Origin of the sequence: Chamaesiphon sp. VAR_69_metabat_338, from assembly GCF_031423935.1 — a bacterium.
Taxonomy (GTDB): domain Bacteria; phylum Cyanobacteriota; class Cyanobacteriia; order Cyanobacteriales; family Chamaesiphonaceae; genus Chamaesiphon.
The window spans coordinates 1-10,495 of the sequence record NZ_JANPGM010000274.1 but is presented as its reverse complement, the minus strand read 5'-3'; the positions used below and the strand labels follow the sequence as shown (position 1 = coordinate 10,495).

The following is a 10,495-nucleotide window of genomic DNA, read 5'->3' as shown; positions in this document are numbered from 1 at the left end:
GGGATTTAATCGTGCCTGCTTCGGTTTCTGGACAACTAATAATTAAGGCTTCGGGTAAGTAATTTAATAATACTGATTTGAGCGATTTAGGCACGGCGATCGATAACATTCCCACCCCAGTCGCTCTTGCGCCTAAGCTTGCTAAAATTGCCGCACCACTATATTGTTCAGAACCTACGATTAGTAATAAGTGACCCTGGTGATATTTGTGAGTAACTGGCGATCTCTGAAGTGGTAAATTAGCGATCGCTCGATCGGTTGTCATCCGCGTGATAGCTGGTAATTCTCCTAATACGCTCTGAATATCTGCCAACGGCAGGTCGAAATCAATTAGCTCGGTTTTACCGAGATATTCGATCGCCTGCTCTTGTACGAAGGCTAATTTCCACAACCCCAAACAAAATGTATTTGTTGCCTTAATTGCAATACCTAAAACATTGCCACTGTCGCCATGAATGCCTGAAGGTAAATCGATACTGACGATCGGGACTTTTAACTGGTTAATTGACTCGATCGTCTCAAACAGATTATCGGTAATTTCGCGATTTAAACCAAATCCAAATAAGCCATCGACGATCGCATCACAATCGGCAAAACCTAACGCGCTATCGACAATTTCGATGCCTAAACTCGACACATAGCAATAATGTTGATTCGTTAATTCGCTCAGTTGCTCCGACGGTACGTAAATCGCTATTTTATATCCTTGAAAATGCAACTCGCGGGCAACTACCAGCGCATCGCCGCCATTATGCCCCATCCCGACTAACACGCCGACTCGCCGGACATTGGGATACAAAGCTTGAAAGCGGCGGGAGATCGAGCCGCCAACCTTTTCCATCAGTGCAGCGACAGGCATTCCAGCCGCAAAAACCCTGCTTTCGATTTGCTGCATCTGTGCGGTAGAAACCAGCAATCGATCTAGTTGTCGAGCACGACTGAGCATTATTTACGATCTCGATCTATTTACTTTGAACTTGCCGATACATATTCACAATCAGATCGACTACTGCTTCAATACTTAGATTATCGCTGATAATTTCGAGCGCATCGTCCGCTTTTTTGAGCGGCGAAATTTCGCGCGTACTATCGATCGCATCCCGTTCGGCGATCGATTTTTCTAGTGCTGCCAAGCTGACTTCACCTTGTCCGCGATCTCGCAAATCCTGTTGGCGTCGGCGCGCGCGTTCGGCAACAGATGCCGTCAAAAAAATCTTCACCTGTGCCTGAGGAAATACTTGAGTACACATATCGCGCCCCTCAGCGACGATTCCACCACCTGCACCGATCGCTTGTTGTTGTCTGACTAAAGCCGTTCTGACTACCCCCAGCGTCGCAATTGGCGAGACTGTACTCGTCACTGCAGGCGTTCTAATGAGTTGGGTAACATCGATATCGTTGACGACAACCCGTTCTCCCGTTAACACGATCCGAGCGCGATCGACCAATTCCGCAATTTTTGGCTCGTCATCTAGGGCTAGCTTCGCCTCCAACACCAGCCAAGCGATCGCGCGGTACATCGCCCCCGTATCGAGAAACAACAGCCCTAATCGAGTAGCTACGAGCTTAGTAACTGTTGATTTTCCCGCACCTGCGGGGCCATCGATCGCGATAATGGGAAGCTGGGGTGACATGGGATTTGGTGGATAGTGAATAGCGGTTCGCGCTCGTCGGGTTTCCCGACGGTTTAGCGACCCAAATCACGCGGAGGTTCCCTCCGCATGTGTTTGGGTCAAGAAGCGAATCAAGACAGTGAACAGTGGATAGTGAAGAGGTAACTATTCACAAACCTGTCTCTAACAGCCAATTAAAACATTATCAATCAGCCGTGTATTCTCGATGCGTCCGGCGATCGCGAGTAAGGCTGGTCGATCTAATTTCTCGATCGATTCCAAAGTCTGCGGATCGACCAGCTCCAAATATTCTAAGTCAAATTCTGGAACGGTACTTAATTCGTTTTTAACCGCTGCCAAGATGGACTGTTGAGAGCGTTCGCCCTGTGCCGCTAACTTGTGAGCTTGTTGCAAGCTGCGATAAATAACTGCTGCTTGCGATCGACCTGTGGGCGTGAGATATTGATTGCGAGAACTCAGTGCCAGACCAGATTCCGCCCGCAATGTCGGACAACCGATGACTTCTACCGGAAAATTCAGATCCGTAACGATCCGGCGGATAATTGCTAATTGCTGGGCATCCTTTTGACCGAAATAAGCCCGATCTGGGCGCACGATGTTGAGCAGCTTCGTCACGATCGTTGCTACTCCTTGAAAATGTCCGCGCCGAGTCCGACCGCACAATCCAGCCATCATTGTTGTCGGGGGAATGATTTGAGTAAGTCCATCTTTGATGCCCATACTCTCAGCCGTCGGCAAGAACAACGCATCGACTCCGGCTGTTTCGCAAATTACGCGATCGATCTCCAATTGACGCGGATATCGATCGAGATCTTCATGCGGTGCAAATTGAAGCGGATTGACAAAGATACTCACTACCACCATTGCATTTTCGCGTCTGGCTCGATCGATCAAACTCTGATGCCCCAGATGCAACGCTCCCATCGTCGGCACGAACCCCATCGCCTGAGAGCGATGGGATTGCAAGTAGTGACTGAGTTCGCTGGGAGTAGTAAAAGTAGACAGATTCATTAGCGGAACATGCTACTCACCGAAGTATCTTCATGTACCCGCCAGATTGCTTCACCCAAGAGATTGGCAACCGACAGCACTTTTAGCTGCGGAAACCGGCAATGCTCGGGGATGGGTAGCGTATTAGTGACGATCACTTCTTCAAACACTCCACTGGAGAGGCGTTCGATTGCGGGTGGCGAAAAGACTGCATGGATCGCACAGGCATAAACCTCGCGCGCGCCTTGCTCCCTGAGGATTTTGGCACCTTCAGAGATCGTTCCCCCCGTGTCGATCATGTCATCGACCAAGATCGCTGTTTTGCCAGCGACATCCCCGATCACATTCATGACTTCGGCGACATTATGTGCCTGACGCCGTTTATCGATGATGGCTAGCGGTGCATCATTGAGTTTTTTGGCAAACGACCGCGCGCGCGCGACCCCGCCGACGTCTGGCGACACCACGACCACGTCGGGCAGGTTTTTTTGGAGCAGATAATCGACCATTACGGGCGAACCGTAGATGTGATCCAATGGAATGTCAAAATAACCTTGGATTTGAGCCGAGTGCAGATCCATCGCCAGGACTCGATCGGCACCAGCAGTAGTAATCTGATTTGCCACTAGTTTGGCCGTAATCGACTCGCGTCCGGCAGTTTTGCGATCGGCACGAGCGTAACCATAGTAAGGGATTACCGCCGTAATTTGCCGAGCCGAAGCACGCCTGCAAGCATCGATCATGATGAATAATTCCATCAAGTTATCGTTGACCGGATGACATGTCGGTTGGATCAGATAGACATCACAGCCCCGAATGGATTCTTGAATCTGGACATAAATCTCCCCATCAGCAAACCGCTTGCGGATCATCGGCCCCAAATCGAGACCTAAATAGCGAGCGATTTCCTGAGATAGCGGGATGTTAGCATTCCCCGAAAACAACCGCAGCCGACTGTTGTCACTGACGGATGGGAGCGTAGGCTGAAGCGTCAAGGTAGCAGAACGGATCACAACGTCAGACCCTCAATGAGTGCTATATTTTGCATGGTCATTCTAACACTCTCATTTACCGATCGCCCGAGAAAATTCAAAAAAATTCTGATTTAGACTCACAAATTACTGAATTTTAGTAACTTATATGACAGCAAATTTAATAATTTTACCGTAATTAAAACGTGTAACCCTTGCAGGGTAATAGGCGATCGCAAATGTGTGGAAACCTCTACATTTATGCTGGTATCTTTCAAGATTGGAAAGATACAATAGAAGTCAGTCTGCTCTTACACCGTCTCGCATAATTTAGAAAACAGTCAAGATCTATGACCAACACTCAAGAAACAAAGATGACGCTCGAAGACCGGATCGAGCAAGCACGCGAAGCGGCTCATCAGGCTGGCGAAAACTTTGGTAAAACATCGCCAGAATTTGCGGTAGCTATGGAAATACTTGAAGAGCTACATCAGGAATCCGGACACCAACGGAGCGCACAACCCCAAAATTCTCTCGAACGCTTCTGTTCGGACAACCCAGAATCCCCAGAATGCTTGCTCTACGATACATAATCGCTGCCAGAGCTAAGAGTTACGAGGGCAAATCCCTAAATAGATTGAAACAGAGGAGTAAGGCAATCTTACCCCTCTGTTGCTTATATACAGTCAACGTCGAGCAGATAGCTCAAATCTGGTAATTGGGGAATGATGCCACCGGGATTGAGCGGGAATAGGTTGCCGTAATAGTCTTGTAAGATGGTCTGAAAATTACAAGTAGCGGCGATTCCTGGCAAGTGATAAATTTGGTACAGATAAGCTTGAATGTGGGTATAGTCCCTAATCCGGCTGCGGTTGCATTTAAAAAGATGGTGATAGACCAAGTCAAAACGAATCAATGTGGTAAACAGGCGAATATCCGCCAACGTCAGTACGTCACCACATAAGTAAGCTTGAGTTGATAGTAAATCGTTAATTCGATCGAGCGTAGCAAATAGTTCGGCATAGGCTCGATCGTAAGCCACCTGTGTCTGGGCAAAACCGCAGCGGTAGACACCATTATTGACAGTTTGGTAGATAATCTCGTTCCAATGTGCGATCGAGTCTTGGAGGGCAATTGGTGCGAGATCGAGTTCGGGATGCTCGGCATACTCATTAAATTCTGAGTTAAGCAGCTCGATAATCTCGGCACTCTCATTATTGACGATCGAATAGGTCTGGTTGTCCCAGAGCATCGGCACAGTGGATCTACCCGTGTATCCGGGCTGTCCGAATCTATATAACTCGGCTAAGGTATGGCAGCCATGTTCCGATGCTGGCAACACCCAGCCACCAGCATTGGCATCGCCTTGCAAGATCGTTACATCGATCGCGTTTTCCAAGCCTTTTAGAGCGCGGACTACCAAAGTCCGATGCGCCCACGGGCAACTCCAGCCGACATACAATCGATAGCGATGTGCTGCTGGTGCGTATCTGCCCTCAATCCGCTGGCGAAATTCACTTTGGGGACGTTGATATTCACCGCGATCGTTTGGCGGTGCGAGTTGGGACATCATTAGTTGCCAGATGCTCGTCCAGATCGATCGACCAGTTTGGACGATCCAGCTTGGGGGAATTGCCATAGGGTGAGGAGTTGCAAAAGTGGAGCTACTAACTGGAGTTTAGTCTAATTAGAAACAAGGGATCGATCGCGACGAAAAGCTTCAGGCAACATTTTGAGGTACCTGAAGCAGGAATTCGATCGAAAAAGATTTTTTGGGAATAGGTTGGAGAGCATCGGTGTCCATTCGATCGCCAACTCTCAGCAAAGCTCATTAACAGCCACTAACTGGGGGTTTAGGCGTTTTGGTAATAGGTTGTCCCGCAAATTTCAGTAGATTAGCAAAGATAATTGTGGCATCATTAATGGTTGGGTCGTTAGCCCAGATCGGTTGAAAAGCTTTGCCGTTATTGGATGCTGGCTGATTCAAGTAAGAATCTGTATCTGAATCCATCAGACCATAGAAGACTTCCGCCACAATCCGACCCCCGACCCAACCGAGTTGAGTTTGAGCGATTTCTTTTTCTCGTAATCGTTCATCATCAAACTCACCATTTACGATTAAATGACGCTGTTCGAGTGCATCGATTACCGATTGTTGGGCTTCAGCCAATATGTAAAACCACAAAGGTGTATCCTTCGTCAGATCTAAACCGATCGGTACGAATTTAGATTTACCGCTTGGCTCTCCTTGGTTATTTTTAATTGACTGACGAGTTACTAAATACTTCGGATCGAGTGGTGCGACTTTCAGAGCACTGGCGATCGCTTGGCCACCTTGTAGTTTATAAGTATTGCCACGAAGTAAATTTAGTAGAGCCAAAGAAGGTCTACCTTGGGGGTCTGGTATTCGATCTGGACGAATTGCCGCCTCAACTTCCCCGATTGCGCCACCTGGATCTGGACTGGTTGGTAATACACTTGGAGGTAACACCGTCATTGGATCTGCTAAGGTCGTATCAATTTTGTAGGCAAATTGCAGCCGTACTTCTGGATTGGGAATAGCATTACCTTTGTCATCTTCTGGTGGTGGGTCGCCAAGACCATTAGCAGGAATCACGTTAGGCAAGGTACTCGGAAAAAAGCGACCCCAATCATCGATGACTTGACTCTTTGGTAGCGGATCGAATCCCAATAAGCCGTCTTCGTCCTGAGCGGGAACGCTAGGATCGGGGGGGACACTAGGCGCAAAAATGCTGAGGCTAGTTTCTGTATTTAGCCGATAACCGAACCTGACGCCAGAGTGCCCAAAGCGATATGCCGCGCCCACAAATTCACGAGGTAGGTTGCTACGTTTGTCTTCGGTGTACAGAAGATAGCGACTTTTGCGTTCTTGAGGTGTCTTATCTGTCAGGTCTTTGAGTACCTGTGGTTGAACGATCCGAGGCAAAAAGTCTTCGATGACCAGTTTTTGATAAGCCCAGCGCACCTGCTCGCGAGCTTTTTCAAATAGAGCGGTACCTTTGAGATCTGGCTCTTTGATTTTGACCTTGGCGACAACGGCATTGTGAAACTTAATAAAAGTCAACTGGATTTGACTGATAATCGAGTTTTCGTCGTTGCGCTTGTCGCCAATAATCGCACGACCATTAGGGGCACGCAGGAGGTCTTGCTGTGCCTGGTCGAAATTTGATTGGCATTGATTGGTGAAGCTATCCTTGAAAATCAGCGAAGCACCATCATCAGCATACATATATGGCTGGGCATCAGGCCCATCGCCATACACCGAATCTAGATCGAACCGTGGAGTGCGCAAGTTGGAGGGCATCCGATCGCGGCGATTGGAATCGGGGGTATCTTGGGGATTGAGTGATGATGTGTTGTCAAAAGTGAGATCGTGATCGATAAATTGACCTAAGTAGGTATAACCAGAGGGTAACAATACATTTTCTTCCGCATCGGCACCATCTTTAACTGCATCGATATCTGCCTTAATACTTGCGGCAAGTCCTACCAATGAATGCGCTGCATAGACTTTTCCTGGTGGCAGCAGTTCTGTAAATGGTTGTTCTCGCGTGCCGATCGCACCATGCGCAACATCTTTCATGCTCATGAGATTTTCCTATATGTGAGATAGATACGGTTGGATAAAGTTACTCGGATCGTCTGGTACGGCACCAATCCACAGTGGTGAAAATTAGCCGATCGAGTAATTACTGGCTATAGCTTACTATGTTGTCGATCGAGTTGTCGGTGAGAAAAAGTGAGTTATTTATCGAGTCATATGTGAATTTTTGCAAACAAAACTACAATGAGTAGTAGCTGCGAATGATATGATTTGCTTACGTCAATAAAACAATCGAATTTCTGTTCGGGATAGAGTCTGCTGAGAAAGTCAATTTTAAGACCCAGAGATATGCCTACCGGATGAATTCGATCGCTAAAGAGATTTTTACAACTGAATAGCTTATGAACGCACAGCAGGCGGTAAGATTTATCGATCGACTCCTCGATCGAGCGCAGCACCGAAAACTCAACGATCTAGAATCGGCGATTGTCTTGCAAATTTGGGAATACAACACTTATAAATCGATCGCCGAACTTTTATCCTACGAGACGGATTATATCAAGCAAGTTGCTGCCAGATTATGGAAGTTATTATCCAAACTATTAGGTGAAAATATTTGCAAAGGTAATATCCGATCGGCACTAGAACGATATCAGGCATCGATTACCGTTATCGCTGACTACGAACCAATTGCAATCGAGCTTGACGATCGCCTCAAAACAGCTTTAAAAGTTTCAGAAACTTTGATGATTAGCGATCGCCGTCAGTCAATCGTGGTTTCGATTGCCACAATAGCAAATACTTCGATTGGGTCGGTATCTAATTAATTGCCCGATCGAGCGGTGATTCTATTCATTCGATCGATTAAATGCTGGTATTGGCAGATCGAACAGATCGATCTAGATCGTGCCAAGCCATTAGTGCTAATTGATGAACTTCGCGCCAAGCGATCTGATACTCTTGCGCGATCGCCGCACAGTCATCATACTCAGGTTGAATGTTAACGATCGAGTCATCATCAACTAAATTATTCCGCGCAATTTTAACCCGCACCGTGCCATATTTAGTTGCGACAGATTGAATTTCTCGTGGCAGAATCGATCGAGTCTGACGATCGCGACGAATGCCTAAGGTACTTGTTTCTTTAAAGATAACTCGTTCGCATTCAGCAGCCCTATCGATCGGGCAAATAACCGTTAATAATATCCCCGATCGAGATTTTTTCATGCCGATTGGTTGAGTGAAGACATCTACCGCTCCAGCTTCAAATAGACGATCGAACATATACCCGATCGCTTGGGGATTGAGATCGTCAATTTGGGTAGTTAATACGTCAATTTGTTCGAGATATTCGGGACGAACTGCGGCAGTTGTGGCTACCGTCGATGCAGATTCAGTACCCAACCACAGCCGTAAAATATTCGGAATCGGTAACTCGATCGTCCCCGCACCCAAGCCGATGTGCTGGAGCTGCATCGCTGGTGGCGCGCCAAACTCAGTAGCGAGAGTCACTGCGATCGCCGCACCTGTCGGCGTAACTAACTCGCGATCGATCTGGTTGCTATAAACTGGTACCTGACGAGACGAGAATAATTTAAGCACAGCGGGCACGGGTACGGGTAAAATCCCATGCGCGGCACGGACGGTACCGCCGCCGGTAGGAAGTGGCGAACAGTAGATTTTGACAACATCGAGATAATCCAAACCCAAACAAGTCCCGACGATATCAACGATCGCATCGACAGCTCCGACTTCATGAAAATGCACTTCAGATGGGTCGATCCCGTGAACTGCACCCTCGGCGATCGCTAATTTGCGAAAAATGTCCAAACTCCACTGTGTCGCTCTGACGGGCAAATTTGCTGCCTCGATGAGCCGTTCGATTTGGGGGAGATTGCGTTGGGGCGTGTCGTAGTGATGATGATGGTGCTGCTCTGTGGGCACTGCACCGACAATATGAGTGCGGTGCTGTGGCTCTAAGTCTTTCGTGCCACTGGCTGGAGATGGATGTGAGTGCGAGTGGGAATGGGAATGGTGTTTGCCATGAGCCGAATGGTCGTGGGTATGTTCTTGCGAGTGAGTGTGAGGTGCTAGAGGCGCAGCCTCAAGGTTAGCTGGTGCAGAGTGGGAATGTGAGTAAGAGTGGGAATGTCCGCGATGCTCCGCTGTTGCGGGTGCCGCTGAGGCAATGGCTGTCAGATCGACATGTACTTTGGTGGCAATTTGGCCGTTATGATGTACCCGATCTGCCCAGAGGTGATACTCCGTCGCAATTCCCAGGCGAGCGAGCTGGGTATTCAAATATTCGATCGGCACGCCAGCATCGACTAATGCACCCAAACACATATCACCAGCAATACCAGTTTGACATTCTAAATAGGCAATTTTTATCATAGGAGGAGCAGGGAGCGAGGAGCAGGGAGTTGGGAGTTGAGGATCTAAAACCCGAAATTTTATTTGAAAAATTAGTTCGCTGACTTAACGATTAGTTGCAATGACTACCATGCCAATTGCTCGGAGCCGATAATTTAATTATCAATTATCAATTATTAATTAACTTATATTATGGCTACTATTTACGAAATTCATCCTCAAACGCCGCAGATTAGAAGAATTGATGAAATTGTGGCCGCACTGAAAAATGGTGCAGTGATGCTCTATCCCACAGATACAGTGTACGCGATCGGCTGCGATCTCAACTCCAAGACGGCGATCGATCGAGTGCGGAAGATTAAACAGATGTCCAACGATAAACCGTTGACTTTTCTGTGTCAGTCCTTATCCAATATCTCTGAATATGCGATCGTCTCCGATCCGGCATATCGATTGATGAAACATCTGATCCCTGGGACTTATACATTTATCCTACCGGCTACCAAGCTCGTCCCCAAACTCGTCCAAGATCCCAAACGCAAAACGACAGGCATTCGCGTCCCGAAACATACGATGTGCCAAGTTTTATTGGAGACTTTGGGCAATCCAGTTGTTTCCGCATCGGCACACATCCAAGATGAGGATAGTGATGAGCCGATCGATATTGTGGAGAAAGCCGTATTATTCGATCGACTGGATAAATTGGTAGATATCATCATCGATGATGGTTCGGAGCCAGGGATGGAAGGCTCGACAATCTTGGATATGACCATAGACCCTCCTGAAGTAATTCGGGAGGGTCTAGGCTGGTCTGAGGTATCGGCTTGGCTCTGATGTGATGGGGAGACGGGGAGACGGGGAGACGGGGAGACGAGGGGACTGCTTAAATACCTGTTACCTCTTACCTTTTACCTCTTACCTTTTACCTTTTACCTTTTACCTTTTACCTCTTACCTCTTACC

Annotated in this window: 9 protein-coding genes and 1 pseudogene; 3 read left to right on the top strand and 7 right to left on the bottom strand. The window is 47.7% G+C overall.

Annotation, left to right across the window (positions count from 1 at the left end):
• The 4 genes and pseudogenes from RMO84_RS08045 to RMO84_RS08030 form a co-directional block, all read right to left on the bottom strand.
• The coding region (locus RMO84_RS08045) for an NAD(P)H-hydrate epimerase (protein WP_310487948.1) at nucleotides 1-946 on the bottom strand (946 nt) is incomplete at its 3' end.
• A 16-nt stretch (nucleotides 947-962) separates the two neighbouring features.
• Nucleotides 963-1,634: pseudogene (cmk, locus tag RMO84_RS08040) on the bottom strand ((d)CMP kinase); the annotation flags it as partial.
• Between the two features lie 162 nt (nucleotides 1,635-1,796).
• Nucleotides 1,797-2,645: a pantoate--beta-alanine ligase gene (panC, locus tag RMO84_RS08035; RefSeq protein WP_310487946.1), complete on the bottom strand. Its 849-nt coding sequence runs from the start codon at nucleotides 2,643-2,645 to the stop codon at nucleotides 1,797-1,799.
• Nucleotides 2,645-3,637, bottom strand: a complete 993-nt coding sequence (locus tag RMO84_RS08030; protein WP_310487945.1) for a ribose-phosphate pyrophosphokinase — start codon at nucleotides 3,635-3,637, stop codon at nucleotides 2,645-2,647. Before RMO84_RS08030 ends, panC begins: the two co-directional genes overlap by 1 nt.
• 308 nt (nucleotides 3,638-3,945) lie before the next feature.
• Between RMO84_RS08030 and RMO84_RS08025 the strand changes: the two genes are divergently transcribed.
• Entirely contained in the window at nucleotides 3,946-4,188 is a 243-nt protein-coding gene (locus tag RMO84_RS08025; RefSeq protein WP_310487944.1) for a Calvin cycle protein CP12, read from the top strand.
• An 83-nt stretch (nucleotides 4,189-4,271) separates the two neighbouring features.
• On the opposite strand, the gene RMO84_RS08020 is transcribed toward RMO84_RS08025, so the two are convergent.
• Complete coding sequence (locus tag RMO84_RS08020; protein ID WP_310487943.1) at nucleotides 4,272-5,234, bottom strand: glutathione S-transferase C-terminal domain-containing protein; 963 nt, start codon at nucleotides 5,232-5,234, stop codon at nucleotides 4,272-4,274.
• Between the two features lie 192 nt (nucleotides 5,235-5,426).
• Nucleotides 5,427-7,205 carry a peroxidase family protein gene (locus RMO84_RS08015; protein WP_310487942.1) on the bottom strand — a complete coding sequence of 593 codons (1,779 nt, stop codon included), beginning with the start codon at nucleotides 7,203-7,205 and terminating at the stop codon, nucleotides 5,427-5,429.
• Nucleotides 7,206-7,561: 356 nt separating this feature from the next.
• Between RMO84_RS08015 and RMO84_RS08010 the strand changes: the two genes are divergently transcribed.
• The gene (locus tag RMO84_RS08010; protein ID WP_310487941.1) at nucleotides 7,562-7,987 is read left to right on the top strand and encodes a hypothetical protein; all 426 of its coding nucleotides are present in this window, start codon (nucleotides 7,562-7,564) and stop codon (nucleotides 7,985-7,987) included.
• Between the two features lie 37 nt (nucleotides 7,988-8,024).
• Here RMO84_RS08010 and larC read toward each other — a convergent pair whose 3' ends face one another.
• Nucleotides 8,025-9,554 (bottom strand): nickel pincer cofactor biosynthesis protein LarC, encoded by a 1,530-nt coding sequence (gene larC, locus RMO84_RS08005; protein WP_310487940.1) that lies wholly within the window; start codon nucleotides 9,552-9,554, stop codon nucleotides 8,025-8,027.
• Between the two features lie 171 nt (nucleotides 9,555-9,725).
• Here larC and RMO84_RS08000 point away from each other — a divergent pair, with 171 nt between their 5' ends.
• The gene (locus RMO84_RS08000; RefSeq protein WP_310487939.1) at nucleotides 9,726-10,367 is read left to right on the top strand and encodes an L-threonylcarbamoyladenylate synthase; all 642 of its coding nucleotides are present in this window, start codon (nucleotides 9,726-9,728) and stop codon (nucleotides 10,365-10,367) included.
• Nucleotides 10,368-10,495: the final 128 nt, after the last annotated feature.

What these genes read in the sequence shown, in the direction of transcription:
- panC (WP_310487946.1), bottom strand. Translation starts at nt 2,645, where the DNA reads ATGAATCTGTCTACTTTTACTACTCCCAGCGAACTCAGTCACTACTTG.
- RMO84_RS08025 (WP_310487944.1), top strand. Translation starts at nt 3,946, where the DNA reads ATGACCAACACTCAAGAAACAAAGATGACGCTCGAAGACCGGATCGAG.
- RMO84_RS08020 (WP_310487943.1), bottom strand. Translation starts at nt 5,234, where the DNA reads ATGGCAATTCCCCCAAGCTGGATCGTCCAAACTGGTCGATCGATCTGG.
- RMO84_RS08015 (WP_310487942.1), bottom strand. Translation starts at nt 7,205, where the DNA reads ATGAGCATGAAAGATGTTGCGCATGGTGCGATCGGCACGCGAGAACAA.
- RMO84_RS08010 (WP_310487941.1), top strand. Translation starts at nt 7,562, where the DNA reads ATGAACGCACAGCAGGCGGTAAGATTTATCGATCGACTCCTCGATCGA.
- larC (WP_310487940.1), bottom strand. Translation starts at nt 9,554, where the DNA reads ATGATAAAAATTGCCTATTTAGAATGTCAAACTGGTATTGCTGGTGAT.
- RMO84_RS08000 (WP_310487939.1), top strand. Translation starts at nt 9,726, where the DNA reads ATGGCTACTATTTACGAAATTCATCCTCAAACGCCGCAGATTAGAAGA.